The 26266-nt window shown below is 70.5% G+C and carries 28 protein-coding genes; 10 read left to right on the top strand and 18 right to left on the bottom strand.

All coding sequences use genetic code 11. The annotated features are described in order from the left end of the window. The first annotated feature begins 10 nt into the window (after window positions 1–10). Window positions 11–277, top strand: coding sequence for a DksA/TraR family C4-type zinc finger protein (locus AC1G9L_RS15275; protein ID WP_010342319.1), 267 nt, complete (start codon window positions 11–13; stop codon window positions 275–277). A gap of 22 nt (window positions 278–299) precedes the next feature. Here AC1G9L_RS15275 and AC1G9L_RS15270 read toward each other — a convergent pair whose 3' ends face one another. From AC1G9L_RS15270 to AC1G9L_RS15235, 8 genes are all read right to left on the bottom strand, one after another. Next, window positions 300–545, bottom strand: a complete 246-nt coding sequence (locus AC1G9L_RS15270; RefSeq protein ID WP_019800022.1) for a DUF2789 family protein — start codon at window positions 543–545, stop codon at window positions 300–302. Window positions 546–649: 104 nt separating this feature from the next. Continuing rightward, window positions 650–1228: a mechanosensitive ion channel domain-containing protein gene (locus AC1G9L_RS15265; protein WP_019800021.1), complete on the bottom strand. Its 579-nt coding sequence runs from the start codon at window positions 1226–1228 to the stop codon at window positions 650–652. A gap of 93 nt (window positions 1229–1321) precedes the next feature. Beyond that, window positions 1322–2116, bottom strand: a complete 795-nt coding sequence (locus AC1G9L_RS15260; RefSeq protein WP_010342323.1) for an EAL domain-containing protein — start codon at window positions 2114–2116, stop codon at window positions 1322–1324. Between the two features lie 242 nt (window positions 2117–2358). Beyond that, the gene (locus tag AC1G9L_RS15255) at window positions 2359–2559 is read right to left on the bottom strand and encodes a hypothetical protein (RefSeq protein ID WP_010342324.1); all 201 of its coding nucleotides are present in this window, start codon (window positions 2557–2559) and stop codon (window positions 2359–2361) included. Window positions 2560–2575: 16 nt separating this feature from the next. Continuing rightward, a complete protein-coding gene (locus tag AC1G9L_RS15250; protein WP_019802439.1) occupies window positions 2576–2902 on the bottom strand; it encodes a YkgJ family cysteine cluster protein in 327 nt (108 codons plus the stop codon). 319 nt (window positions 2903–3221) lie between these two features. After that, window positions 3222–4580: an Hsp70 family protein gene (locus AC1G9L_RS15245; RefSeq protein ID WP_019802440.1), complete on the bottom strand. Its 1359-nt coding sequence runs from the start codon at window positions 4578–4580 to the stop codon at window positions 3222–3224. A 121-nt stretch (window positions 4581–4701) separates the two neighbouring features. Beyond that, on the bottom strand, window positions 4702–5172 hold the full coding sequence (locus AC1G9L_RS15240; protein WP_010342327.1) for an FKBP-type peptidyl-prolyl cis-trans isomerase: 471 nt from the start codon (window positions 5170–5172) through the stop codon (window positions 4702–4704). Between the two features lie 125 nt (window positions 5173–5297). Then, the gene (locus AC1G9L_RS15235; RefSeq protein WP_010342328.1) at window positions 5298–6254 is read right to left on the bottom strand and encodes a cation diffusion facilitator family transporter; all 957 of its coding nucleotides are present in this window, start codon (window positions 6252–6254) and stop codon (window positions 5298–5300) included. A gap of 90 nt (window positions 6255–6344) precedes the next feature. Here AC1G9L_RS15235 and AC1G9L_RS15230 point away from each other — a divergent pair, with 90 nt between their 5' ends. After that, on the top strand, window positions 6345–6686 hold the full coding sequence (locus AC1G9L_RS15230; RefSeq protein WP_017908239.1) for a zinc ribbon domain-containing protein YjdM: 342 nt from the start codon (window positions 6345–6347) through the stop codon (window positions 6684–6686). Window positions 6687–6750: 64 nt separating this feature from the next. On the opposite strand, the gene AC1G9L_RS15225 is transcribed toward AC1G9L_RS15230, so the two are convergent. Next, window positions 6751–7839, bottom strand: coding sequence for an N-ethylmaleimide reductase (locus tag AC1G9L_RS15225; RefSeq protein ID WP_019800490.1), 1089 nt, complete (start codon window positions 7837–7839; stop codon window positions 6751–6753). 257 nt (window positions 7840–8096) lie between these two features. On the opposite strand from AC1G9L_RS15225, the gene AC1G9L_RS15220 reads away from it, so the two are divergent. Beyond that, a complete protein-coding gene (locus tag AC1G9L_RS15220) occupies window positions 8097–9299 on the top strand; it encodes an MFS transporter (RefSeq protein WP_019800491.1) in 1203 nt (400 codons plus the stop codon). A 6-nt stretch (window positions 9300–9305) separates the two neighbouring features. On the opposite strand, the gene AC1G9L_RS15215 is transcribed toward AC1G9L_RS15220, so the two are convergent. Further along, window positions 9306–10451, bottom strand: coding sequence for a tetratricopeptide repeat protein (locus AC1G9L_RS15215; protein ID WP_481069427.1), 1146 nt, complete (start codon window positions 10449–10451; stop codon window positions 9306–9308). A gap of 444 nt (window positions 10452–10895) precedes the next feature. Between AC1G9L_RS15215 and AC1G9L_RS15210 the strand changes: the two genes are divergently transcribed. The 5 genes from AC1G9L_RS15210 (at window position 10896) to AC1G9L_RS15190 (ending at window position 14515) form a co-directional block, all read left to right on the top strand. Beyond that, window positions 10896–11351, top strand: a complete 456-nt coding sequence (locus AC1G9L_RS15210; RefSeq protein ID WP_041500455.1) for a PA2169 family four-helix-bundle protein — start codon at window positions 10896–10898, stop codon at window positions 11349–11351. A gap of 140 nt (window positions 11352–11491) precedes the next feature. Continuing rightward, window positions 11492–12112, top strand: coding sequence for an RNA 2',3'-cyclic phosphodiesterase (thpR, locus tag AC1G9L_RS15205; RefSeq protein ID WP_019799032.1), 621 nt, complete (start codon window positions 11492–11494; stop codon window positions 12110–12112). Further along, window positions 12109–12708 carry a hypothetical protein gene (locus tag AC1G9L_RS15200; RefSeq protein ID WP_019799031.1) on the top strand — a complete coding sequence of 200 codons (600 nt, stop codon included), beginning with the start codon at window positions 12109–12111 and terminating at the stop codon, window positions 12706–12708. The genes thpR and AC1G9L_RS15200 overlap by 4 nt, the downstream gene beginning before the upstream one ends. Before the next feature lie 74 nt (window positions 12709–12782). Continuing rightward, window positions 12783–12968, top strand: a complete 186-nt coding sequence (locus AC1G9L_RS15195) for an oxidoreductase-like domain-containing protein (RefSeq protein WP_010342339.1) — start codon at window positions 12783–12785, stop codon at window positions 12966–12968. Between the two features lie 122 nt (window positions 12969–13090). Next, complete coding sequence (locus tag AC1G9L_RS15190) at window positions 13091–14515, top strand: virulence factor family protein (protein ID WP_481069426.1); 1425 nt, start codon at window positions 13091–13093, stop codon at window positions 14513–14515. A 337-nt stretch (window positions 14516–14852) separates the two neighbouring features. On the opposite strand, the gene mprF is transcribed toward AC1G9L_RS15190, so the two are convergent. Then, a complete protein-coding gene (gene mprF, locus AC1G9L_RS15185; RefSeq protein WP_209231644.1) occupies window positions 14853–17417 on the bottom strand; it encodes a bifunctional lysylphosphatidylglycerol flippase/synthetase MprF in 2565 nt (854 codons plus the stop codon). 473 nt (window positions 17418–17890) lie between these two features. Between mprF and AC1G9L_RS15180 the strand changes: the two genes are divergently transcribed. Together AC1G9L_RS15180 and AC1G9L_RS15175 are read left to right on the top strand one after the other, a co-directional pair. Further along, on the top strand, window positions 17891–18583 hold the full coding sequence (locus AC1G9L_RS15180; protein WP_481069425.1) for a DUF998 domain-containing protein: 693 nt from the start codon (window positions 17891–17893) through the stop codon (window positions 18581–18583). Beyond that, complete coding sequence (locus AC1G9L_RS15175; protein ID WP_010342343.1) at window positions 18580–18924, top strand: RidA family protein; 345 nt, start codon at window positions 18580–18582, stop codon at window positions 18922–18924. Before AC1G9L_RS15180 ends, AC1G9L_RS15175 begins: the two co-directional genes overlap by 4 nt. Before the next feature lie 211 nt (window positions 18925–19135). Here the strand turns inward: AC1G9L_RS15175 and AC1G9L_RS15170 are convergent, their stop codons facing one another. From AC1G9L_RS15170 to AC1G9L_RS15140, 7 genes are read right to left on the bottom strand one after another with little or no spacing between them, the layout of a single operon-like run. Beyond that, entirely contained in the window at window positions 19136–20212 is a 1077-nt protein-coding gene (locus AC1G9L_RS15170; protein WP_019802543.1) for a class I SAM-dependent methyltransferase, read from the bottom strand. Between the two features lie 21 nt (window positions 20213–20233). Beyond that, window positions 20234–21016, bottom strand: coding sequence for a DUF1295 domain-containing protein (locus tag AC1G9L_RS15165; RefSeq protein ID WP_481069424.1), 783 nt, complete (start codon window positions 21014–21016; stop codon window positions 20234–20236). Then, window positions 21013–21558 carry a DUF2878 domain-containing protein gene (locus AC1G9L_RS15160; protein ID WP_481069423.1) on the bottom strand — a complete coding sequence of 182 codons (546 nt, stop codon included), beginning with the start codon at window positions 21556–21558 and terminating at the stop codon, window positions 21013–21015. The genes AC1G9L_RS15165 and AC1G9L_RS15160 overlap by 4 nt, the downstream gene beginning before the upstream one ends. Beyond that, window positions 21555–22868 carry a class I SAM-dependent methyltransferase gene (locus AC1G9L_RS15155; protein ID WP_019802345.1) on the bottom strand — a complete coding sequence of 438 codons (1314 nt, stop codon included), beginning with the start codon at window positions 22866–22868 and terminating at the stop codon, window positions 21555–21557. The genes AC1G9L_RS15160 and AC1G9L_RS15155 overlap by 4 nt, the downstream gene beginning before the upstream one ends. Next, entirely contained in the window at window positions 22865–23734 is an 870-nt protein-coding gene (locus AC1G9L_RS15150) for a DUF1365 family protein (protein ID WP_019802344.1), read from the bottom strand. Before AC1G9L_RS15150 ends, AC1G9L_RS15155 begins: the two co-directional genes overlap by 4 nt. Beyond that, a complete protein-coding gene (locus tag AC1G9L_RS15145; protein ID WP_019802343.1) occupies window positions 23731–24984 on the bottom strand; it encodes an FAD-dependent oxidoreductase in 1254 nt (417 codons plus the stop codon). The genes AC1G9L_RS15150 and AC1G9L_RS15145 overlap by 4 nt, the downstream gene beginning before the upstream one ends. Beyond that, entirely contained in the window at window positions 24981–25958 is a 978-nt protein-coding gene (locus AC1G9L_RS15140; protein WP_481069422.1) for an acyl-CoA desaturase, read from the bottom strand. Before AC1G9L_RS15140 ends, AC1G9L_RS15145 begins: the two co-directional genes overlap by 4 nt. Between the last annotated feature and the right edge of the window lie 308 nt (window positions 25959–26266).

Below are 26266 nucleotides of genomic sequence, written 5' to 3'. Positions count from 1 at the left end.
GGAGACGACCATGGCCACTGGGTGGGCAGGCGACGGCGCGGTGCAGGACCAGATCGATGCGACCGTCGAGGATGCGATCAAGCGGGCACGCAGCCAACTCCCGCAGGGCCCGGGGCTGAGCCACTGCGAGGACTGCGATGCGCCGATTCCCGAGGCGCGACGCAAGGCGGTGCCGGGCGTGCGCCTGTGCGTGGCCTGCCAGGACGCGCAGGACCGCGCACAGCACGAGCACAGCGGCTACAACCGCCGCGGCAGCAAGGACAGCCAGCTGCGTTGATGCTCCAGCCGGCGCGGTCGGGTCAAGGCTTGGGCTGCGCGTGCAGCGCGATGTTGAGGTGATCGACCACGATCGCCCAATCGGCGTCTTCCAGGCGCTCCTCGCGCAGCAGTTGCGCCTGCGCGGGCGTCCAGAACGGGGCCTCTTCCAGGCGCATGCCATCGGGCAGCGGCGCATGCTGGGCGATGAACTGGCGGATCTCCGGCTCGCTGTTGGGCAGGCCGAGTTGGGCGAAGAGGTCGGCGAACGGATGAATGATGGGTTCCATGCAGTACCTGGTCGGGAAAGGGGAGATCGCCGCGCCAGGCGGCTGGCATCGACCATACCGGCTGCGTCATGTGGATGGCGTCAGCATCGCGGATGGTGGGGCGCTCAGCCCAGTCCCGGCGGCACCGGATGGCCGCGCCAGCGGCGGGTGCTGCGCTGGAAGAACAGGCTGTTGGGGATCTGCAGCACGCTCTCGCCGTCGCCGTCGCGTTCCTCGCGCAGCGTCGTGTAGATCAGGTTGATGTCGATCACCTGGCCTTTCAGGCCGGGCTTCTCGCCGTTCTCCAGCAGCTCGATGTGATCGTGCAGGCGGAACGGGCGGGTGGTGAAGATCAGCAGCGTGCAGAAGATGTTGGACAGCACGCTCCAGGCGGCGAAGAACGCCACCGCCGCGACCGCGGCGAAGCCGGTGAAGGCGGTCCACAGCACCGTGCCGGACACGCCGAAGCGGTCCAGGATCAGCAGCAGTGCTGCCGCGTAGATCACGAAGCCGCTGCCGCGGCGCGCCATCATCACCAGCTCCGGCGGCAGCGCGTAGTGCTCGCCCAGGCGCCGGATCAGCCGCCGCAACACGGTTCGCAGCAACCAGGCCGCAAGCACGATCAGCACGATCTGCGCGCCGGGCACGATCACGTCGAGCCAGCGGTGTGTCCACGGCGGCAGCAGGGTATGGAGCGAGGGCATTGCACTTCGGAACACGCAGGGGAGGCGCGATGGTCGCAAGCGTGGTCGCCGCGGGCAAGTCGTGCTGGCGTGCGCTGTGCGGCAGCGCGTCGCTCAGTCGGCGCGTTCCAGCGCGTCCCACTGCGCCTCGGTGACCTCGGGCAGCGCCTCCAGCGCCGGTTTTGCGAACAGGTAGCCCTGGTAAAGGTCGATGCCCAGCGCACGCAGTGCGCGGTACTCCTCGGGCGTTTCCACGCCCTCGGCGAGGATGCGGCAGCCCAGCGGCGCGGCCATCGCGACGATGCCGCCGACGATGTGGCGGCGTGCGGCACTGGCGTCGATGCCGCGGATCAGCGCCATGTCCAGCTTGATCAGGTGCGGCTGGAAATCGGCGAGCAGGTTCAGGCCGGAGTGGCCGGCGCCGAAATCGTCGATCGCGGTGAGGAAGCCGCGCTGCGCATAGTCGCGCAGGATGCGCACGACCTTGGGCAGGTCGGCGACGCGTTCGGATTCGCTCATCTCGAAGATGAGGTCGCCGGTCGGTACGCCGAAGTGCTCGGCCGCCTTCAGGGTCAGGCGGATGCAGGTCGCCGGCTCGTACACCGCGTTGGGGATGAAGTTGATCGACAGGCGCGTGCGCAGGCCCAGCTGCGCGGCGGTGGCGATGGCCTGCACCCGGCAGGTCTGATCGAAGCGGTACATCTGCTCGGGGCGGACCCGCGCCAGCACCGCCGCCGCGCCGCTGCCGTCCTCGCCGCGCACCAGCGCCTCGTAGGCGTAGATCGAGCGGGTGGCGGCATCGACGATCGGCTGGAACGCCATGCGCACGACGAAATCCAGCGGCTCGCCATCGCGGCAGTTGCCGCAGGCGGGCTGGCCGAGTTCGGCGGACAGAGAGCGCAGGAGCATGCCGAGCCGAGACCTTGGAAGAGATCGCAGTATGCGCTTTCGGTGTGAAGGCGGCGCCGTGCTTCGGGCCGGTGCTGGCTCCGGAAGACGCCGCATCGGGACTGGCCGGTGCGGGCGTCGACCACAACCGGAGGCGTCGTCGTGGCGTGCCGGGCGCCGCGCCATCGTTTGGCGCGGACCGGCGTCCACATCCTCGCGGCATCCTGCGCAGGCACGCGCCATGGCGGCGCGCGCCGGTGGCGCTAGCCGGCGTCGGCGACGTCGACCTTCTTCAGCACGCGGGTGGTGCCGAGCACCTCGACGCGGCCGCCGGCCTGGTGGAAGGCGGCCAGGTCGGCCTCGATGCGCTCGCGGCTGAGGCCCTTCTGCGCCTTGTCGGCGGCGCTGGCGCCGCGTGCGTTCCGTGCGCTGGGCGAAGCGGTGGTGCTGGTCGGTCGTGCCATGCTGGAACTCCTGCAGTCAGTACATCGTCAGGGGAATGCCACGGGTCAGTTGCTCGTGGTGGGTGCGGCGGATCTCGCGGCAGTACGGGCCGGCCATCGCGAACTTGCGGCAGACCGCCGGGCGCTGCGCATAGATCGAGCAGCACATGCGCGCGCCGTCCACCGCCACGCACCAGCCGTCCTCGTCGCGCGCCATCACGTGCAGGCCCTCGCGGGTGTATTCGGTGAGATGCTCGGGGACCTGGTCGTCTGGCATCACCAGCACGGTCAGGCGGCAGCAGATCGCGTCGCAGCGGTCGCAGGTGATGGCCGGGTCGGCCGCTTCCCGCATCGGCTCGCTCATGCGCAGCCGCCGCGAGCCGGGCGTGCCGGCCGGCGGGGTGGCTGGAGCGGCGACGCCAGGCGCTGGGCCTGGAGCGTGGCAGGGGCGGGAGACATGGCGCTCCGAAGGATCCGGCCTGCAGCAGGACGGAGGGTGGCGCGAGAAGGAAGCGAGTCGGGCGACAGGAACGGCCGGACGAGACGCGCGTAGCGACGTGACGCTGAAGCGTGCCGCCATGCTACGCCAGTCGCGCCGCCACAGTATGAACAACGTCGGCCGCAGGCAGTGCGCCGGCCGAGCACGGCCTGTCGCTGGGCGCCCCCGCCAGGCCCGTGCTGCGCTAGTCCTGCGCGGCGGCCAGCGCCAGGCCCTGCACCACGCCGAACGAAGGATCGCCGTGGACCAGGCGCGCCTGCGGGAACGCCGCGGCGACCAGGCGCTGCAGATAGCCAGCGCGCGACATGCCGCCGGTCAGGAACACCGCGGCCGGATCGCCGCCGATGTCCTGGCTGACCTGCGCCAGCAGCTCCTGCAGCGCCTCCAGGTAGCTGCGTGCGGCCTGCACCAGTTCCTCGGCCTGCACCTGCACCTGCAGCCCGGCTTCGATGTAGTCCAGCGTTTCCTCGTGCCGCTCAGCGTCGCTGAGGCGGATCTTGCTGCGCTCCACCGCGCGGTACAGGCGCGCGGTGTTGCCGGGCTCCTGCAGCGCCTGCAGGCGTGTGTCGTAGGGGGCGGGCACGCCGTCGTAGCGGTGCTGGCGGAAATCGCGCTGGCGGGTGGTGTCCTGCACCATCGCCGCTTCGACGTAGTGGTGCGAGGGCACGCGGGTGATGCCGCGGCCGAACTGCGGCATGAATCCGGCCAGGCTCAGCGCCAGGTCGATGTCGGTGCCGCCGCGCGGGATGCCCCAGGCGCGGTGCACCTGCGGCGCGGCGTCGCCGCCGACACTGGCGTAGGCGATGTCGGTGGTGCCGCCGCCGATGTCGACCACGACCGCGGCGTGGCGCTCGCGGCTGACCGCGTGGTAGTGCATCGCCGCGGCGGCCGGCTCCTCCAGGAAGGCGACGTCGTCGAAGCCGGCAGTGATCGCCGCGCCATGCAGGATCTCCAGCGCCTGCGCGTTGCCGGCCTCGCCGATCGAGCTGCGGAACTGCACCGGGCGCCCGAGCAGGGCGCGGCGCACCTGCACGCCCAGTTGCTGCGAGGCGGTCAGGCGGATGTGTTCGAGAATGTGCGCGGCGATGCCGGTGATGGTCTGGCGCGCGCGCGGGTGCAGGTTGTAGCCCAGCATCGACTTGGGGCTCTGCACCAGGTTGCCTTCGCCCTCGACGAAATACGCGTCCAGCGCGTCGTCGCCATACACTGCGTTCTGCAGCAGTGCCGCCGAACTGCGTGGCTCGCGCATCTGCGTTTCCATCCATTGCCGGCGCACCACCCGGATCGCATCGCGGCGCAACGCGTCGGGGCTGCGTTCGCGCCCGGCGGCGAGCGCATCGCGGCGGCCGGATTCGATCAGCTCGTCCACCTGCCGTTCCAGCGCCGGCGTCAGGTCGAACTCGGCCGGGTCGCGCATCACCTCGGGGAAGTACACCGTGGTGCGGAACTGCTGCTGCGCGCCGAAGTCGATCGGCACCACGCGGCCGTCGATCACCGCGGCGGCGGCGGAATTGCTGGTGCCGAAGTCGATACCGAGGCGCATGACGGTGCCGGGGGCGGGAGGGCCGCGCACTGTGGGGCAAGCCGCGGCGCGACGCAAGCGCGGCCCGGAACGCACGAGGCCCGCATCGGCGGGCCTCGTGGGGAACAGGAAATCGGGCCGCTTACAGCGCGGCGCCGGCGTGGCCCTGGTTCTTTTCCTGCTCGGTGGCCTCGCGCACGCCGGCCACTTCCACCGCGAAGTGCAGCACCTGCCCGGCGAGCGGGTGGTTGCCGTCGATGGTCACCAGTTGCTCGCCGACCTCGGTGACCGTGACCAGCAGCGGGCCCTGGTCGGTCTGCGCCTGGAACTGCATGCCCGGCGCCAGCGACGCGGCATCCGGGAACGAACCACGCGGCACCTGCTGCACCAGTTGCTCGTGGCGCGGGCCGTAGCCTTCGGCCGGGATCACGTCGGCCTTGACCGACTCGCCGGTGCGCTTGCCGGTCAGCGCCTTCTCCAGGCCCGGCACGATGTTGCCGGCACCGTGCAGGTAGCTCAGCGGATTGTCCGGCGAGGACTGGTCGATCACTTCACCGGCATCGTCGGTGAGAGTGTAGTGGATGGTGGCGACAAGCCCATTGGCGATCTCCATGGGAAACCTCGTTCAGTGAGTAAGGGGGATACGCCGGCACAGTCACAGCGCGATGAGAGGGGTGCTACCCGGCTACCCTAACGAAAAGCGGCGCAGGGCCGCAAGTCGCACTGGCCCGCGCCCATTCAGGCCGGCGGCGGCTGACGCAGCGCGGTGCGCCGGGCCAGCCAGGTCTCCGGGGTCTGCGGCTTGACGAACAGCGCCTGAAGCTCCGGGTGCTCGGCGCGCGCGGCGGCCTCGATGCGCTCGATGCACGCCTCGATCTGCGCGGTGCTGCGCTGGTCCTCGAACTCGGCGCTGAGCGCGGCCACCACCTGGTCCGGCCCCATCTGCACGCTGAGCACGCCGTTGACCGCGCGCACGTCCGGATCGGCCGCGGCGATGCGCCGCAGCGCGTCGCCGAGCGGGCGCGCCGCCGGCTCGCCGATCAGCAGGCCCTTGGTCTCGCGCGCCAGCACGAAGGCCGAGCAGGCCAGCACCGCGGCGATGCCGACGGAGGCGACGCCGTCCAGTTCCGGCATGTCCAGCCACTGCGCGGCGAGCAGCCCGGCCAGCGCGATCAGCAGGCCGATCAGCGCCGCGCTGTCCTCCACCAGCACGGTGAACAGGCTCGGATCCTTGCTCTCGCGGAATGCCTGCACGTAGCTCAGGCGGCCCTTGCGCGCGCGGAACTCGCGCAGCGAGACCCACCACGAGCCGCCCTCGAACAACAGCGACAGCCCCAGCACGATGTAGTTGAGAGTGTGGTCGCTGGCCGGCTGCGGATCGCGGATGTGGGCGATGCCCTCGTACAGCGACACCCCGGCGCCGAGTGCGAACACCAGCAGGGCGACGATGAAGCTCCAGAAGTACAGCTCGCGCCCATGCCCGAACGGATGGGTGGCATCGGCTGGGCGCGCGGCGCGGCGCAGCCCGTACAGCAGCAACAGCTCGTTGACCGTGTCCACCAGCGAATGCACGCCTTCGCTGAGCATCGCCGAGCTGCCCGAGAGCCCGGCGGCGACGAACTTGGCGATGGCGATGGCGAGATTGCCGGCGAGCGCGGCGTAGATCGCGAGACGGGACCCGGACGAGGCGGACATGAGATTCCTGCGGCTGGCGCGGCCGCACGGCGGCACGGGGCGGGCGGCTACAATAGGCGGCTCGCCGTCGTCGCCGTATCAAGGACTCCCATGCCCGCCGCACCCGCCTGCCCGCAATGCACCCTGGAAAACACCTATGTCGACGGCGCCAACTGGGTGTGCGCGGACTGCGGCCACGAGTGGCCGGTCGCGGCCGACGCCGCCAACGACGCGGCGACGGTGGTACGCGACAGCAACGGCAACGTGCTGCAGGCCGGCGACACGGTGGTCGTGATCAAGGACCTGAAGGTCAAGGGCTCGTCGATCCCGCTCAAGCAGGGCACGGTGATCCGCGGCATCCGCCTGGTCGAGGACGATGCCGAACATATCGAAGGCAACTCGGACAAGATCAAGGGCCTGGTGCTGAAGACCTGCTTCCTGCGCAAGGCGTGAGCGGGCCAGCGCAACTGCAGCGCCCGCTGCGGCGGCACCGTTGCGGTGCCGCCGCAGGACGCGATCAGTCCAGCGTCGGGTAGTCGGTGTAGCCCTTGGCGCCGCCGCCGTACAGCGTGTCGGCGTCCACCTGGTTCAACGGGGCGTCGCGGCGCAGCCGTTCCACCAGGTCCGGGTTGGCGATGAACGGGCGACCGAACGCCACCGCGTCGGCGCGGCCGGAGGCCACGGCGTCTTCGGCCAGCGCCTTGTCGTAGCCGTTGTTGACCAGCCACGGGCCATGGAACTTGGCGCGCAGCGCCGCATAGTCGAAGGCGATGTTGTCGCGCGGGCCGCCAGTGGCGCCTTCGATCACGTGCACGAAGGCCAGACCCAGCGGATCCAGGCGTTCCACCGCGCGCTCGAACAGCGGCTGCGGGTCGCTGTCGCGCGCATCGTTGGCCGGGGTCACCGGCGACAGGCGCACGCCGGTACGGTCGGCGCCGATCTCCTGCGCCACCGCCTCCACCACTTCGAACAGCAGGCGGGTGCGGTTCTCGATGCTGCCGCCGTAGGCGTCGTCGCGGTGGTTGCTGCCGTCGCGCAGGAACTGGTCGATCAGGTAGCCGTTGGCGGCATGTACTTCCACGCCGTCGAAGCCGGCGGCGATGGCGTTGCGGGCAGCGCGGCGGAAGTCCTCGATCAGCCCGGGGATCTCGTCCAGGCGCAGCGCACGCGGTGCGGAAACATCGGTGAAGCCCTCGGCGGTGAAGGTCTTGGCGTTCGCGCGCAGCGCGCTGGGCGCCACCGGCGCGGCGCCGTCCGGCAGCAGGCTGACGTGCGAAATGCGGCCGACGTGCCACAGCTGCAGCACGATCTTGCCGCCGCGGCGGTGCACCTCGTCGGTGACCGTCTTCCAGGCCGCGACCTGCGCTTCGCTGTAGATCCCCGGGGTGTCCTTGTAGCCCTGGCCCATCGGGCTGATCTGGGTCGCCTCGGCGATGAGCAGGCCGGCGCTGGCGCGCTGGCCGTAGTACTCGGCGGCCAGCGGCGAGGGGATGCGGCCTTCGCCTTCGGCGCGGTTGCGGGTCAGCGGCGCCATCACGATGCGGTTGGCCAGTGCGATCGCGCCCAGGCGCAGCGGCGTGAACAGCGGGGAAGCGGTATCGGTCATCGGTGGGTCTCTCGTTGTGGAGTGGGGCGGGCGACCCTACAGCGGGGCGCTGCAAGGCGATGTGCGTGTAGGACATGGGGACGCGCGCGGCGGTTTCGCGGTGGCGCCATGGGACAGTGCGTTGCCTCGGCGGCACCTTTGCGCACCTGGTCGGCCGGCCCTGACGGCTGGGCCACGCAACGCGGCGTTGCGCATGTAGGGCTGCAGGAGTTGCTGCAATGCACAATAATGGGCGGCCCTTCTCTTGGGACGTGCGCATGACCTCATCCGCCACGGCGCCGCTGTCGCGGCGCGGCTACGTGCTGATCCTGTTCGCGCTGGCAATGGGCGGTTTCGCGATCGGCACCAGCGAGTTCTCCACCATGGGCCTGATGCCGTACATCGGCCGTGGCCTTGCGATCGATGCGCCGCAGGTCGGCCACCTGATCAGCGCCTATGCGCTGGGCGTGGTGGTCGGCGCGCCGCTGCTGGCGATCCTGGGCGCGCGCTGGCCGCGGCGCGATCTGCTGCTGGCGCTGATGGGCTTCTATGCGTTCGGCAATCTGGCCAGCGCGGTGGCGCCGGACTATCACAGCATGCTGGTGGCGCGATTCGTCGCCGGACTGCCGCACGGCGCCTATTTCGGCGTGGCGACCCTGGTGGCCGCCTCGATCGGCCCGCCCGACCAGCGCGGTGCCGCGGTCAGCCGGGTGCTGCTGGGCCTGAACCTGGCGGTGCTGGTCGGCAACCCGCTGGCGACCTGGCTCGGCCAGGTGGCGCAATGGCGCTACGCCTATGCCCTGGTCGCGGTAATCGCGGTGTTGACGGTGCTGCTGGTGTGGCGCCTGTTGCCGGCCGATCCGCAGGAGGCGCGGCCCTCGCCGTTGCGCGAGTTGCGCGCCTTCAACCGGACGCAGGTGTGGCTGGCGCTGGGCATCGGCTCGATCGGCTTTGCCGGCATGTTCTGCGTCTTCAGCTATCTGGCGCCGACCCTGATGGAGGTCACCGGCGTGTCCGAACACTGGATTCCGGTGGCGATGGCCGCGTTCGGGCTGGGCGGACTGCTCGGCAACCTGGCCGGCGGCTGGCTGTTCGACCGCATGCAGTTCCGCGCGGTACCGCTGGTGCTGCTGTGGTCGCTGGCAGTGTTGCTGGCGTTCCCGCTGGCGGCGATCTCGCCGTGGGCGGTGCTGCCGGCGGTGGTCGCGGTCGGCAGCATGGGCGCCTTGGCGCCGGTGCTGCAGACCCGCCTGATGGATGTGGCCAGCGACGCGCAGACCCTGGCCGCGGCCTCCAACCATGCCGCGTTCAACCTGGCCAACGCGCTGGGGCCGTGGCTGGGCGGTATCGCGATCGGCGCCGGCCTGGGCTGGACCTCCACCGGCTATGTGGGCGCGGCGATGGCCGTCGGCGGCCTGCTGATCTACCTGTGGGCGCGCCACGCGGCACGGCGTGCGGCCTGCGCGCCCGCGGCTGGCTAGGGTGCGCTAGCGCAGCGGTCGCGCCGTGGAAGACAGCCTGCGCAGCGCGTCCAGCTTGCCCTGGTAGCGCGGTTGCGTGGCCGGATCGGCGTGGGCCATGGCCTCGCGCAGCGCCGCGGTGGCGCGGCGGGTGTCGCCGCTGTGCAGGTAGGCGCGGGCCAGGGCGAAGTACAGCAGGTGGGCGCCGTCGTACAGGTGCAGGGCATGCCGGTAGTAGGCGATCGCCGCGGCGTAGTCCTGGCGCCGCTCCGCCTCATTGCCGAGCAGGTATTGCTGGAATGGGTCGCGTTGGCGCACCTGTTCCATCTGCCGCTGCAGCGCGGCCTCGCGGGGGCTGTCGCCCATGCGTCGGGCCAGAGCCACGGCATTGGACAGTGCCGGCAGGTGCTCCGGATCGATCTCCAACGCCTTGGCGTAGTCGCGTGCGGCGGCGGCGCTGTCGCCATCGCGCATCGCCAGCACGCCCTGATTGTTCCAGGCCCCGGCGAAGCGTGGGTCCATCTGCACGGCCATCGCCAGATGCGCGCGGGCGCCGTCGAGATCGCCGTCGACCATCAGCTCGGCGCCGCGGTTGTTGTAGTAGTGGGCGAGGGCGCGGCGGTCGGAAATCGGCTGCGGCCCGCGCCGGTCCATCAGCACGCTGCGGTCCAGGTCGATGCTGCCGCGGCCGCTGTCCACGCGCACGCCTGCGTTGACGTGGCCGACGTTGTACAGCGCATTGCCGTCCTCGTACCAGCTCAGCACGCGACGCACTTCCTGGACCTGCGCCTGCAGCCCGATGTCGCGCGCCATCGCCACGAACAGCAGGGTGAAGGACAGGCAATTGACGCGACGGGTCGCGTAGCTCTCGGCGACGCTGTGGGTGGCCTTGGGGTCGTATTGCAGGTTCAGGCCGTTGGCGTCGAAGGCCAATGCCACCAGTTGCTGCAGGCGGTGCTCGGCGTCGGCGTTGCGCTCGATGCGTTGCTGGAGCAGCGCGTGCAGTGCCGGCGGCAATTGCAGGATCTGCTCCGGCGTCGGCATCGGTGCGGCGGTTGGCGCTGGGACTGGCGCGGCAGCCTGTGCCGCTTCTGCCGCGTACGGCGGTGGCATCGGCGGCGATGGGGCGGCCGCAGCAGTGGCGAGCAGGGCGAACGCAGTCCAGGCGAACATGACGCACCTCGCGGCGCCCTGCAGTGGCGAGGGCTCGTCAGCACTATAGGCCTTTGACCGCGGTGCCGGGAGGCCGTCGTGGCCGCGCCGACGGGCGGTCCTGGACCGGCACGCTCGGTGGCAGTCATCCACAGCCACTGTGGACGATCAGGGGGCAATCATGTGGATAAGTCGCGTTCGGCGAAGCGCCGCAACACGCGCAGACAGGATGGTGAAAATTTCACCACATGCCTGACTGCGCGCAGTTCCCAATGAACGCATGTTCACCACCGGCAATGGCGCGTGACGAACAAGGGCGAACGGCTCACGTGCGCTTTATGCCGTTCTGCCCAGCATCGCCAACACCACGCAACGCGGCAATTCTCTCGACCGCGCCGTGCGATATCCAGGTCCACCCCGCGTGCCCGTTGCGCGATATCGCCGGCTTCGCCACAGGAGTTTTCAATGAGCATCCAGAGCAAGACCACGCACAGCCTCAACGACCTCATCGCCATTTCCCGCGACGGCAAGGACTTCTACGAAGAAGCCGCCAAGAAGGTGGGCGACGCCGAGTTGTCCGCGCTGTTCCTGCGCATCGCCGGCGTCAAGTCGGACATCGTGAGCAGCCTGAGCGCGGTGGTGCAGTCGGTCGGCGGCAAGCCGGAAGAGCACGGCACCATGGTCGGCAGCATGCAGCAGATGTACGGCAAGGTCCGCGCCGCGCTGGGCGACACCAAGTACGGCTATGTCGCCGAACTGGAAGAGTCCGAGGACCGCCTGCTGAAGGCCTTCAACGAGACCATCGCCGACGCCGACACCCCGGTGGCCGCGCGCGATGCCGCCACCCGCCTGCTGCCGGAAGTGCGCGCCTGCCACGACGTGATGCGCACCCGCAAGCACGCGATGAAGAACGCGGCCTGACCGCCGTCCGCCGCCGCCCGGCGCGCCGCCATCGCGGCGCTGCCCGGGCGGCGTGCGGGATCTGCAGCGATCAGGCGCGCTTGCTACCATGCGTGCTCGACCGCTGCCCGATCCGTTTGCGGCGTTTGCCGCTTCACTCCATGTATCCCGATGCTGCGCCCAATGGCGCCCAGTTCTCGCTCGGCTTCGACGCGCCCGCCGCGCGCGAAAGCCTGTTCTTTGCGTTGTTGCCGGACGCGCAGACCGCGCAGGCGGTGCATCGCCTCGGTCATCAGCTCTGCCACGACCATGGATTGCGCGGCCGCGCATTGCCGCCCGAGCGGCTGCATGTGACCTTGCAGTATCTGGGCGAATACGCCGGGATTCCGCCACGCTTGCTGCAGCAGGCCTGCGCCGCCGGGCAGGCGCTGGCGGCCTCGCCATTTGACCTCGCATTCGACCAGGTGGTGACCTTCGACAGCCGCGCGCGCAGCCGGCCGTTGGTGTTGCGCGGCGATGCCGAGCCCCAGCCGCTGCAGGCCTTGCGCCAGGCGCTGCAGCAGCAACTGGCCCGGCACGGTGTCGCCGCACGTGCCGACGGCGCCTATCTGCCGCACATGACCCTGGCCTATGTCGAACAGCCGCTGGCCCCGCAGCGCGTACCGGCGCTTTCCTGGCAGGCGGCGTCGCTGAGCCTGATCCGCAGCGTGCAGGGCCAGGGCCGTTACCTGCACGAAGCGAGTTGGCCTTTACTGGCCGATCCCGGGCAGAGCGGCGCATGAGCGCGGCGCCGCTGACCCTGCCCGATGCGCAATGGGCGCAACTGCGGGCGGCCTACGCCGAGCCGCCGCGCGCCTATCACCATTTCGGCCACGTCGAGGCGGTGCTGGCGCACTTTGCCGAGGTCGCCGCCGACACCGGCTGGGGACAGCCACGCGAGGTTTACCTGGCGGTGCTCTATCACGATGCGGTATACCGCGCCGGCCGCGGCGACAATGAAGCGCAGTCGGCGCGCCTGGCCGAGGCGGCGATCGCGCAGTGGCTGCCGGATGCCGGTGTGGACGCGGCGCGGGTCGCCGCGCTGATCGAACTCACCGCGCGTCACGGGCAACTGACCGTCGCCTCGGTGGATGCGGACGCGGCGCTGTTCCTGGACTGCGACATGGCCATCCTCGGCGCCACACCGGAAGCCTTCGCCGCCTACGATCGCGCCATTGCCGAGGAGTATCGAGGGGTGGTGCCGGGCTGGCTGTACCGGCGCAAGCGCCGCGCCTTCCTGCGCACCGTGCTGGCGCAGCCGCGCATCTTCCTCAGCGAGCGCTTCCACGCACGTTACGACGCGGCCGCACGCGCCAACCTGCGACAGGCGATCGGCTGAGCAGGCGCGGGCCACCCGGCGCCGCCTTCTTTTACACTGCCGCGCCGGTCCGTCCGGCCGCCACCACTAATCCCATGTCCGACCCTGCCGCCAACGCCGATCCCCGCCCGCAGGCGCCGCTGCCGCCAGCCCCCAGCGACTGCTGCGACAGCGGCTGTCCGCTGTGCGTCTACGACCTCTACCACGAGGAACTGGAGCGCTACCGGCAGGCGCTGGCGGCCTGGCAACTGCGCCACCCTGGCGCCGACGCGGATGGCTGACAGGGCTGCCGGTGCAGGCGATGGCCCGGGTCCGGCGTACCTGGCATGAACCGCAGCGCGCGCCGCGCTTCGCGCCGCCGCCGTTCGGGATTATCTTTAACGCGCCTTTTCAGGATGGCTGGATGATGCAGAAGCGTGGCGGTTGGGTGTGGGGATGTGCACTGGGTGGACTGCTTGTGGCCGGCATCGCCGGTGCGGCGCCGGGCGCTGCGGCCGCCGCCGCGCCGAGCGCCGGTGCGCCGGCGACATCGCCGGAAAAGCTCAGCCATGGACGCTTCGAGCAGGTGCCGGTGCTGTTGCCCAAGGGCAACGCGAAGCGCGTGGTGCTGTGGTTCGCTGGCGGCAAGCATGCCGATGCCGAGCGCACGCGCCAGATCGAGGCGCTGCGCGACGACGGCGCGATGGTGGCGGTGATCGACAGCGCGCACCTGCAGGCGGTGCTGGCCAAGATCGACGGCACCTGCGGTTTCTCTGCCGGCGACGTGGAGAACTTCTCGCGCTACGTGCAGGCCTATTTCCACGTGCCGACCTATCACCTGCCGTTGTTGGTCGGCGACGGCGACGGCGCCGCGCTGGCCTACGCGGTCGCCGCGCAGGCGCCCAAGCATCTGCTGGCGGGCCTGCTGACCGAGGATTTCTGCCCGGTGCAGGTGCTCGACGACCAGATCTGCGGCGCCGGCATCACCGCGCCGGCGCGTGCGCTGCAACCGACGGCGCTGCCGGTGCCGTGGCTGGCGGCGCTGGACGCCAAGAGCCGGCGCGACCGCTGCACCCAGCAGAGCGATGCGTTCCTGCAGAAGGTGGCGCAGGCGCGGCAGTTCCGCCGCAGCGCCAGCGGCGACGCGCTGCCGGGGCTGCGCGCGGCGGTGCGTTCGCTGGGCGACCGGCCCGGCGTCAGCCTGCCGCCGACTCCGGCCGACCTGGCCGGGCTGCCTGTGGTCGAAGTGCCGGCCGCCGCGGCGGCCTCCGACGCCGACAACGGCAACGTGTTCGCGATCTTCGTCTCCGGCGACGGCGGCTGGGCCGGGCTCGACCAGCAGGTCGCCGGCGCCCTGGCCAAGGCCGGCATCCCGGTGGTGGGCGTGGATTCGCTGCGCTACTTCTGGAGCGAGCGCACGCCGCAGGGCTTCGCCACTGACCTGGATCGCATCTACCGCCACTACAGCCACCTGTGGCAGCGCGGACGGGTCGTGCTGATCGGCTTCTCGCAGGGTGCCGACGTGCTGCCGGCGGCCTACAACCAGTTGCCGGAGGCCATGCGCGACCAGGTGCAGCTCACCGCCTTGCTGTCGGTGGGCAAGACCGCCGACTACGAGTTCCACGTGTCCAACTGGATCAGTTCCGGCGACGACGGCCTGCCGATCGCCCCGGAAGTGGCGAAGATGCCGCCGGCGCAGACCCTGTGCATCTACGGGCAGGACGACGACGACGCGTTGTGCCCGGACCTGCCCAAGGGCGGGGCGCAACTGGTCAAGCTGCCGGGCGACCATCACTTCCAGGGCGACTACGCCACGCTGGCCAAGCAGATCCTGCAGCGGATTCAGTAGACGCCGGGATTGGAGAGTCGGGATTGGGGATTGGGGGCTGGTCGCGCGTGCGGGCTTGTCCGCTCGCGCCGTCGTAGGAGCGGCTTCAGCCGCGACGCGGACCGCTGAAACATCGGTTCTGCAAGGCGGCGAGCGAGGTTGGCCGCCGCCGGGCACTCCATGGGCAGTCGTACCCTCACCCCAACCCCTCTCCCGGTGGGAGAGGGGCTTTGCTTTTTCCTTCTCCCATCGGGAGAAGGTGCCCCGAAGGGGCGGATGAGGGTACGGCGCGAAGCCTCGCAATGTCCCGGCAAAGGGATAGCCAGGCCAATCCCCAATCCCAACTCCCCAATCCCGGCTACTCAGGCTTGCGCGGATCCAGCGAGATCAACCGGGTCACATCCAGCAGGGCGGCCGGCAGGTGCATGCCGCCGGGGGCGGCGAGGTAGCGGGTGCGCCAGGCGGGGGCGAACTTGGACTTGAAGCGGCGCAGGCCGGTGAAGCCGTAGAAGCGTTCGCCGTGGCGCACGATCAGGTTGCCGAAGCGGTTCCAGCGCCCGGCCAGGCGGTGCTGGGCCAGGCCCGACAGCGGCGCCATGCCCAGCGAGAAGCGCTTGTAGCCCTGGTCGCGGCCCCACAGGAACAGCTCGATGAACAGGAAATCCATCGTGCCCTTCGGCGCGTCGGCGATGTGCCGCATCAGGTCCACCGACAGCTCGTGGCCGGCCGGCGCCTGCCACAGGTTGGCGAAGGCCACGACCTTGCCTTCGAACTCCACCACCGCAATCGGGAAGCGGCGAAGGTAGGCGGGGTCGAAGCTGCCCAGCGAGAAGCCCTTCTCGGCGCCGGCCTTGTCTTCCAGCCATTGCTGCGAGACCTCGGCCAGCACCGGCATCAGCGCGTCCACCGCGTCGGCTTCGACGATGCGGAAGCTGAGCCCGCTGCGCTTGCCGCGGTTCCAGGCCTGGCGCAGGTCGGCGCGGTCGCGGCCCTCCAGGTGGAAGCCCTCCAGCGACACCATCGCTTCCTCACCGAGCTTCACCAGGGTCAGGCCCAGGTCCAGGTAGGTCTGCCAATGCTGCTCGCCGACCTGATAGAACACCGGGCGCAGGCCCATGCGGTCGGCTTCCTCGCGGAAGCGCCAGATCAGCGCGCGGGCCACTTCCGGGGTGCCGACCGGGTCGCCCATCGCCACCAGCGAGCCGCCGTAGCGCTGCATCATCACGAAGCCGGGGCCGTCCTCGGCCTGCAGCAGCGCCTTGTCGCCGGTCAGCACCAGGCAGGCCTGGGTGTCGGTGGCCTCGGCCAGCACCGGCGCCAGCGCGTCCAATTGCGCGCCATCGGCCGGCGGCAACGGCGAGCGGGTGCTGTGCAGCAGCCGCGCCAGCCCGAACACCACCACCGCCACGCTGACCAGCAGCACCGCGCGCAGTGCACGCGGTGCGTTGGCCGAGGTGGCGAACTCCCACCACAGCTCGTTCTGGTATTCGACGTGGCTGTAGACGAAGAACAGCAGCCAGATCGTCGCGATCAGCACCAGGCCTAGATTGCGCAGCCACGGCCACGACCAGGCCTCGTCGAGCAGCGCGCCTTCGCGGTAGAACTCGCGGCGCGCGCCCCACAGGCCGACCGCCACCACCAGCGAGGACAGCGCCACCGAGACGTGGCCGCCGCGCAGCCAGGCCGGCAGCGGCAGCAGCACGCAGATGCCGATCGCCAGCACCCAGGCCGCATGGCTGCGCCGCTGCAGGCCCTGGCCGATCAGCAGCAGCACCACGCCGCCGAGGCTGGCCAGCAGGTGCGAGGTCTCCATGATCGACAGCGGCGCCATGTCCTGGCGGCGCTTGGGCGTGGGCAGGGTGCCGTCGATGACCAGCGCCGCGCCGACCGCAAACACCGCCAGGGCGATGATCTGCGGCAGCCACGGGCGCAGCGTGCGCCAGGCCACGCGCACCCCGCCGGCACTGGCGGCCAGCGGCCGGCGCAGGCCGGACAGCGACGCCATCAGCACCGACAGCAGCAGCGGCACCACGTAGTAGGTGATGCGGTAGATCAGCGCCGCCGCCAGCACCGCCGCCGGCGCCACGCCGGGCAGCAGCTTGAGCAGGCTCCACTCGAACACGCCCAGGCCGGCCGGCACGGTCGAGACCAGGCCCGCCACCACCGCGACCAGGTACAGGCCGACGAAGCCGATGTATTCGATCCCCGATTCGTTGGGCAGCAGCACGTAGAACGCGGCGCTGGCCAGGCCCAGCTCGACCACGCTCAGCGCGGTCACGCCCAGCGTGGTGCGCCGGTCCGGCAGCCACAGTTCGTGACTGCGCCAGCGCAGGGTGCGGCCATCACGACCGGCCAGCAGCAGCATCGTGGCGAAGCCGACCAGCAACGCGATGCCGATCGCGCGCACCGCGGTCGCGCCGACCGGCAGTGCCAGCGCCGCGGCGGCCGGTTCCAGGGTCAGGGCCAGCGCCAGCAGCAGCCAGGCGCCGAACACGAAGCCGAGCGTGCTCATCAGCACCACCTGGCCGATCTCGGCCAGGCTCAGCCCGACCCGGCCGTAGCCGCGCAGGCGCACCGCGCCGCCGGTCAATGCGGCGAAGCCCAGGGTCTGCCCGACCGCATGCGCCAGGAACGCGGTGATGCTGATCCGCATCGGGTGCAGCTTGCGCCCGCTGCGGCGCAGGCCGACGGCATCGAAGCCGATCAGGCAGGCGTAGCTGCTCAGGCCCAGCAGCAGGGTCAGGACGATCTGCGTCAGGCTCAGCTGGTTGAAGGCGTGACGGATCGCACTGTAGCCGTGCGTGCTGAACTCCGTGGCCAGCGCATGCAGCGCCAGGGCCAGGATCGCCAGGCTGGCCAGCACCGGCAGCGCACGGCGCCAGCCGGGCGTGGACGCGGGAGCGGAGGGCGCGGCGTCGGTCATTGCGGGCGGGCGGCGGCAAGGCGCCGCGGCGCGCGGCGCATGGTGCACGACGGGGCCGGAGCGGAACTGCGGGCGAAACGGAGACGGGCCATCGCGATACCGGTTGAATGAAAGCGTGTCACGAACATGGAGGGGCTGCGAAACGGAGGCCGGGACGCGGTAGGTAGGGGGCTGTGGCGAGGCCGGTTGCCCCGACGCGCCGCGCACCACATCCAGGCAGGGCGGCGATCAGCGGCGCCAGACGATCCCGCACGGACGGCGTGGGGCCATCCGCGGCGGTACCGCGTCGCGTGCGCACTACATCCTCCCTCATCACTGCCGTTCCTCCACCGCACATCGCACGCCCTAGGCTATACCGGCGGCGCCGGCGACGCGCATGATAGTGGAATCGTACGTCGCCACGGCGTCGGGGACCGCGGCGGGGCGTGACCGACGCGTGTGGCGACGGTCCTTGTCGGTTCCGGAGCCTGTCGATGCCGCTGTCCGCGTTTCCCCTTTCCGCGCCGCCGCGCTGGACGCGCCTGGCCGGTGCCACGGCGCTGCTGCTGGCGCTGCTGTTTCTCGGTGTGGCGGTGGCGCTGCAGGTTTTGCGCGCCGATCTGCAGTGGCAGCAGGCCACGCTCAGCCAATACCTGCATGGACCCGGCGGCCTGGTACTGCGCACTGTCTACGTCCTGCTGGCGGCGGCTGTGATGGCCTTGGCGGCTGGCCTGTACGCGCAAGCGCCGCCACGCGCGCGCAGCGGCGCGCCGGTGCTGCTGTTCGGTGGCGCCGCGCTGGGGTTGTGCGGGGTGGCGATCGGCGACAGCTACCTGCCGCAGTGCGCACCGCTGCTGGCGCCGCTGGTGCACGGGCTCTCCGCGCAGACCGCGTTCCTGTGCGCGACTACCGCGATGCTGCTGCAAAGCGCATGGCTGCGCGGGCAGGCGGCATGGAAGGGCCGCGCCGGGCCGTTGCTGCTGCTGGCGGTGCTGGCGTTCGCGGCCTTGTGGCTGCATGTGCTGTGGCGCGCGCCGCCGCGCGGCCTGACCCAGAAGCTGGCGATCGTCCTGATCCTGGCCTGGCTGTTGCCGGTGGCGTACCGCGTGTGGCGGCCGGCGCCTGCAGCCGCGGCGCAATCGCGCGACAATGGCGCGTTCTTCCCACTACAGGACAGCGCATCATGATCCAGCGTTTCGATACCGGCCCGCGCATGTCGGAAATGACCGTGCACAACGGCGTGGCCTACCTGGCCGGCCAGATCGCCGAGGACACCAGCGCCGACATCGCCGGCCAGACCCGCGAAGTGCTTGCCGCGATCGACCGGCTGCTGGCGCTCGCCGCCACCGACAAGAGCCGGATCCTGCGCGCGGAGATCTACATGACCGACCTGGCAGAGTTCGCCGAGATGAACAAGGTCTGGGAAGAATGGGTCAGCCCCGGCAACACCCCGGCCCGCGCCACCGTGCAGGCCAAGCTGGCCGATCCGGCCTGGAAGATCGAGATCGTCATTACGGCCGCCGCTTGAGCGGCCGGGATTCGTGATTGGGGATTGGGGATTCGTCTTGCCTGCCATGACGTCGCTTGCGTATCCTCTGATCCGCGTAGGAGCGGCTTCAGCCGCGACAGGCATTACCGGTAACGCCCCTCGCGGCTGAAGCCGCTCCTACACAGGAGCGATCAGGCGGCAGCACGCCGCCTTTGCCAATCCCCAATCCCGACTCCCCAATCCCGGCACTTCAGCGCCTGACAAACCGGTAATGCGCCACACCCCACTGCTGGCCCTGTTCGTAGCCGAACAGTTCCGCGCAGGCCATCCAGAACATGCGCCAGCGTTGCCACCAGATCTTGGCGTCGGCGCCGTAGGTGGCCTGCAGCACCGGCATCAGCGCGTCGCGGTGGCGGTCCTGGTTGTGCAGCCAGGCGTTGGCGGTCTTCTCGTAGTGCTGCCCGGACAGCAGCCAGCGGCGTTCGATCGCCAGGTCGTCCTGGAACTGCAGCAGGGTGTCGGCCGCGGGCATCAGCCCGCCGGTGAAGAAGTGCCGGCCCATCCAGTTGTCCTCGCCCTGCACCTCGAACGGGTAGGCCAGGTCGCGATGGCAGAAGATGTGCACGAACAACCGCCCGCCCGGCACCAGCCAGTGGCTCACCCGCTTGAGCAGTTCGCGGTAGTTGCGCATGTGCTCGAACATCTCGATCGAGACCACGCGGTCGTAGCTCTCGGTCGGCAGGGTCAGGGTGTTGGCGTCGTGGGTGATCACCTTGACGTTGTTCAGCCCGCGCGTGCGGCACTGCGCTTCGATGTGCTCGCGCTGCGGCCGCGAGTTGGACACGGCGGTGATGCGCGCGCCGGGGAACTGCTCGGCCATCCACAAGGTCAGCGAGCCCCAGCCGCAGCCCAGTTCGAGGATGCGCTGGCCATCGCGCAACTGCGCGCGTTCTCCATACAACTGCAGCATGCGTTCTTCGGCCGCATCGAGGTCGGGCGTGGTCGCGTCCCAGTAGCAGCTGCTGTACTTCAGGCGCTTGCCCAGGCACAGCTCGAAGAAACGCGGCGGCACTTCGTAGTGCTGTCGGTTGGCCGCGTCGGTCTCGATGGCGATGGCGCTCTCGCGCAGCGATTCGATCAGCAGGCGCTGGCGTTCCCAGGCCGCGTCGGCGCCGCCGGCGCGCTCCTCGCGCAGGCGCTGCGCGCACAGCCGGCGCATCGCCGCGCGCAGCATGGCATCGGGCAGCAGGCCGGATTCGGCCAGGCGTGTGGCCAGCGGTTCGGCCGGCGCGGCGGGCGGGGAAGAGGTGGCGAAAGTGCTGGACATCGGCGGATCTCCTGGCGCGGCTCAGTGCCGCGGCGGCATGGGGAAGAAGGCGCTGGTGCTGCGCTGGTAGTCGGCGTAGTCGCGGCCGCGCGAGCGCAGGGCCTGCTGTTCGGTGTAGGGAATGCCGGTGACGCGGTACAGGAAGGCGAACATCAGCAGCGGCCCGAGCGCGGCCACGCCGACCCACAGCGCGCCGCTGCCCACTGCCAGGAACACGTAGGCGAACCAGTGCACGAATTCGAAGAAGTAGTTCGGATGCCGCGAGTAACGCCACAGGCCTTGGCGGCAGGTCTTGCCCTTGTTCGCCGGGTCGGCGCGGAACGCGGCCAGTTGCCGGTCGGCCAGGCTTTCCCCGCCCACCGCGACCAGCCAGGTCGCCACTGCCAGGGTGGTCCACACGCTCCACTGCGGCTGCGGATTGTGCGCGGCCACCGACAGCGGCACCGCGAACGCCAGCACCACCAGCGCCTGGCCGAGGAAGAACGCCAGGAACTTGCGCTGGTCGCCGTGCCAGTGCTCGCGCAGGGCGCGATAGCGGCCGTCCTCGTGCGCATCGCCGAACACGCGCACGCCCAGGTGCCAGGCCAGGCGCGCGCCCCACAGCCCGCCCAGTGCGGCGGTCAGTACCCGCGGCAGCAATGCGCCGTCGGCGCGCCAGGCGCAGTACACCGCAGTCAGCGCCATGCATGCCGACCACAGCACGTCGACCACGCCGGCGTTGCGGGTATGCCGCTGCCAGGCCCAGCCGGCGAGCATGACCAGCACGGTGAAGATGCCCACATGCAGCAGCGGCCAGGCGTTCATCGCGCCGCTCCGGTGGCCGGCAGCGCCGGCGTGGCGACCATCAGGCGGCGTGTCGCCAGGCTAAGCAAGGTCAGCGCCGCGGCCCAGCCGACGGCCAGCGCCAGCAGCGCCTGCGGCAATGGCTCAACCAGCGTCACTGCCTGCCAGCCGCGCGCGGCCAGCACATAGCCCAGCGGGCCGGCGGTAGCGCCGAACAGCGCCGCACGCCAGGGATGGCGCATCACCCAGGCCAGCGAATGCTGGAAGGTCAGCGCGAAGCCGGCCCACAGCGCCAGGATCCACAGCGGCGGCCACGGCGCCGGCGGCGCGGCGGCGTAGCGCACCCAGTCGCCGGCGCGCATGGCGGCATCCACACCGGCACCGAGCGGCAGCGCCAGGGCGATCAGCGTGGCGTCGCCGCGGGCACGACGGCGCGGCTGCAACTGGTACAGCGCGAACAGCGCCAGCGCCGCCGGGCCTGCCCAGGCCAGTCCGTGCGCGGCGCCGACCACCGCGGCCAGCCACAGCCCCTGCAGGGCCAGGTAGTTGACCAGGTTGCTCATGCGTCGCCCGCCAGTGCCGGGGCGAACTGCGCCGGCCGCGCGCGCGGCTTGCTCAGCCACAGGTGCACGTCGCCGATCGAGCGTTCCAGGAAGCCGCCTTCGCAGTAGGCCAGGTAGAACTCCCACATGCGGATGAAGCGTTCGTCGTAACCGAGCGCGCGCACCTGCGGCAGCCTGGCCAAGAAGCGCTCGCGCCAGGCGCGCAGGGTCAGCGCGTAGCTGGGGCCGATGTCTTCCAGGTTGAACAGGCGCAGGTCGCTGGCGCGGCCGATCGCACCGGTCATCGCCGCCACCGAGGGAATGAAGCTGCCCGGGAAGATGTGGCGCTTGATGAAGTCCACCGACTTGAGCGCCTGCGCGTAGCGGTGATCCTCGATGGTGATGGCCTGGATCAGCGCCTGGCCATCGTCCTTGAGCAGGCTGCCGACCTTGCCGAAGTAGGTGTCCAGGTACTGGTGGCCGATCGCCTCGATCATCTCGATCGAGACCAGGCGGTCGTAGCGGCCATCCAGATCGCGGTAGTCGCGCAGCAACACCTCGACCCGGTCCGACAGCCCGGCGGCGGCGATGCGCTGCCGGGCCAGTTCGTACTGCTCGCGCGAGATGGTGGTGGTGGTGACGCGGCAGCCATGGTGCTTGGCCGCGTGCAGCGAGAAGCCGCCCCAGCCGGTGCCGATCTCCACAAGATGATGATGCGGCTGCAGATCGAGTTTGGCGCAGATGCGCTGCAGCTTGCGCTCGGCGGCGCGTTCCAGCGCCGCTTCGCCCAATGCGGCATCGGTATCGCGGAAGATCGCCGAGGAGTACATCAGGTTGCGATCCAGGAACAGCTCGAACAGCTGGTTGCCCAGGTCGTAGTGCGCGGCGATGTTGCGGCGGCTGCCGGCACGGGTGTTGCGCGCGAACGCGTGCAGGCCGCGCATCGCCAGGCCGCCAAGCCGGGCCAGGCCGGTCTCCATCGCGTCCAGGCGGTCGCGGTTGCGCACCAGCAGGCGCACCAGCGCGACCAGGTCGTCGCAGTCCCACAGCCCATCCATGTACGCCTCGCCGACGCCGACGCTGCCGTTGAGCGCGGCCTGGCGGTAGAAGCGCGGATCGTGGATGCGCAGATGCGCCTGCAGCGCGTCGGCACCGGCGCCGGCATCGCCCAGCGTGGTCAGCGTGCCGGCTTCCTCGATGCGCAGCTGGCCGTCGTGCAGGCCATCGAGCGTGGCGAGCAGGCGCTTGCGCAACAGGCGGTCGAGCCCGCGTAACGGCGGTGCGGCCGGGGTCAGCGCGGCGGCGGAAGAGGGCGCGTGCGGAGCGTTCATCGGCGTTCTCGCGGAAGGGAGTGGTCGGGGTGGTCGTGCACCGGGTTGCCGCGCAGCCACAGCCGCAGGGCCTGCCAGTGGATCTTGGCCATGACCTGCAGGGTCATCGCCGGATAGCGCAGCAATGCCTGCGCCAGGCTGGCGCCGTCGAGCGTGCGGCGCTGCAGGACGAGGGTGGCGTCGAAGCGCCGCCGCACGGTTGCGGGCGCAGGATCGAGCACGTCCATGTGCACGCGCAGGTGCGCACCGGGTTCGCTGAAGCGCCAGGCATAGGTGTGCGCCATCGCCATGAACGGCGACACATGGAAGCGCTTGGCTAAGCGCCAGGCGTGGGTGGCGCCATGGCTGCGCGCCTCGGCCATCGGCAGCACGTAGGCGTGGCGCTGCCGCCACGGCGTGTTGGTGATCTCGGCGACGATGCTGTGCAGGCGCTGCTGCGCGTCGTGGCAGTAGTAGAACGTGACCGGATTGAAGCAATGGCCGAAGTAGCGCAGGTGGGTGAGCATGCGCACCGGGCCGAGCGGGCGTTCGCCGGTGTGCTGCTGCACGCGGTCGCGCACCGCTTCGTCCAGCGGCTGTGCGGGGTCGCCGAGGTAATCGCTGCGGCGGAACTCGGCCAGGTTGCGCCGGTTCACCGACCACAGCCAGCGCCGCGCGAACACCTGCTCCAGTTCGTCCAGGTCCAGGTACAGCAGGAACAGCGGATAGCGGAACGCCAGCGCCTTGGGTGCGTAGCGGCGATGCCGCACCCAGCCGGTGTACACCGCGCTGTGCAGGCCGTGCAAGGTCGTGCCCGCCGCCGCCGACGTTGTCGAGACGGCGCCAGCCGGCGGGGCGGACACGGCAGCACGGCGCATCAGGGTCATGACCAGGGTACCCCCAGCGCGGCGGCCACGTCGATCGCGCTGCGCAGGCCGTCCTCGTGGAAGCCGAAGCCCCAGCCGGCGCCGGCGAACCAGGTGTTGCGCTGGCCCTGGATCTCGTTCTTGCGCGCCTGCGCCGCCACCGATGCCTCAGTTTGCAGCGGATGCCGGTAGCGCATGCGCCGCAGCACCTTGGCCGGATCGATCGCATCGCTGCGGTTGAGGCTGACGATGAACGGCTGCGGCGACTGCAGCGACTGCAGTGCGTTCATCCAGTAGCTGACCGTACACGGCGCGTCCGGATCGGCCGGCACGTGCGCGTTCCAGGCGGCCCAGGCACGTCGGTCGCGCGGCAGCACGCGCGCGTCGGTGTGCAGCACGGTCTCGTTGTCCTGGTAGCCGATCGCGCCGAGGATCGCGGTCTCGGCGTCGCTGGGATCGGTGAGCAGGCGCAGCGCGTCGTCGGCATGACAGGCCAGCACCGCATGGTCGTATTGCTGGGTGTCGGCATCGCAAGCGATGGCGACACTGCCGTGCGCGGTGCGCTGTATGGCGTGCACCGGCGTGCCCAGCCGCTCGCGCACCCGCCAGCGGCTGCGCAGCGCGCGCACGTAGCTGTTGGAGCCGCCGCGCACCACCCGCCATTGCGGACGGCCGCTGACCTGCAGCATGTGGTGGTTGGCCATGAAGCCGATCAGCTGACGCATCGGGAAGTCGAGGATCTGCCGCGACGGCGAGGACCACAGCGCCGAGGCCATCGGTACCAGGTGCGCGTCGCGGAACACCTGGGAGTAGCCGTGGCGCTGCAGGAATTCGCCGAGGGTGAGCTGCGCCAGGGAGGCGTCGTGCAGCACCTGCGGCGCCTCGCGGTAGAACCGCCGCAGGTCGCGCAGCATGCGCCAGAAGCGCGGTGACAGCAGGTTGCGGCGCTGGCAGAACAGCCCGTCGAGCGTGCCGGCGTTGTACTCCAGTCCGGTGCGTTCCTCGTGCACCGAAAAACTCATCGTGGTCGGCTGCGACTCGACTCCCAGCCGCGCGAACAACGCGCTCAGCAGCGGGTAGTGCTCCGGATTGAACACGATGAAGCCGCTGTCCACCGCGTATTCCGCGCCGTCCAGTTCGATCGCATGGGTATGGGTATGGCCGCCGAGATAGTCGGCCGCCTCGTACAGCGTCACCTCGTGGCGCTGCGACAGCAGCCACGCTGCGCCAAGGCCGGCGATCCCCGAGCCCACCACCGCGATCCGGCTCATCGGGCACGCGCCTGTGCGCGCACCAGCCCGGCCGGCACCGGCTTGAGCTCGCGGATCACGCGTGTCCACGACAGCGCCTTCAGTCCGTACCAGGTCAGGTCCAGCTCCCACCAGCGGAAGCCCTGGCGCGCGGCGCCGGGGAAGAAATGGTGGTTGTTGTGCCAGCCTTCGCCGAAGGTCAGCAGCGCTAGCCACAGGTTGTTGCGGCTATCGTCGCGGGTGTCGAAGCGGCGGCTGCCGAAGCGATGCGCCAGCGAGTTGATGGTGAAGGTGGCATGGAACAGCGCCACGGTGGAGACGAAGAAGCCCCACACCAGCAACTGCGGGCCATCGGTGCCGAGCTGCGGCACGTGCCGCTGCAGCCACCCGCCGAGCAGGAACAGCGCCAGCGCCAGCAGCACCGGCAGCAGCAGGTCGAAGCGGTCGAGGAAGCGCAGTTCGGGGAAGCGGCGCAGGTCCGGGATCGCCTCCCAGTCGGTGCGGAAGCCGCGCGGGGTCAGGAACCAGCCGCTATGGCTCCACCAGAAGCCGTGCTGGCGCGGCGAATGCGGATCGGCCGGGGTGTCGGTGTGGCGATGATGGTTGCGATGGTGCGCGGCCCACCACAGCGGCCCGCGCTGCACGCAGGTGGCGCCGATCGCGGCGAACAGGAACTGCACCGGGCGCGAGGTCTTGAACGCGCGGTGGGCGAAATAGCGGTGGTAGAAGCCGGTGAGCGCGAACATGCGTATCGCGTACATCGCCACCGCCATGCCCACGGCGAACCACGACACGCCGACCCAGAACACGCCCAGGCACGCCAGATGCAGGCCGATGTAGGGCGCGGCGCGCAGCCAGTCGATGCGGTCGGCGCGCGCCGGATCCAGTTCGATCTCGGCACTGGTGTCGAACCAGCGGCGCAAGGTGCGCAGGATGCGGCCACGCGGCGCAGGCGGCGATGGGGAGGAGCTGGGTTCCGGAACGGGACTCGGCACAAGCGCGTCTCATTGGGGGACTTGGGGAGCGATACGGGTGAAACCGGAAGACGGATGCACCCAAGTCGCATTTCCCCTGCACGGCTGCGGGCGTGGCATCGCGGCCACGACGGTGCAGCGCAGGCGTCGCGCGAAATCGGAAGATCTGGCTGTCGCGCGGATGCGCGACGGCGGCGGCGATGTTGCCTGCGCACGAGTAGTTGGCAGGTGAATGCGCGCCGGGTTCTTGCAGATGAGCACGGCACGGACTGCCTGGGGCGCGCAAGGCGCCTGGAGCTGCCCCTCTCCCACCGGGAGAGGGGTTGGGG

The organism is Xanthomonas sp. NCPPB 1132, from assembly GCF_056629235.1.
The sequence above is the reverse complement of the archived record's forward strand: the minus strand, read 5'-3'. Positions and strand labels throughout refer to the sequence as shown.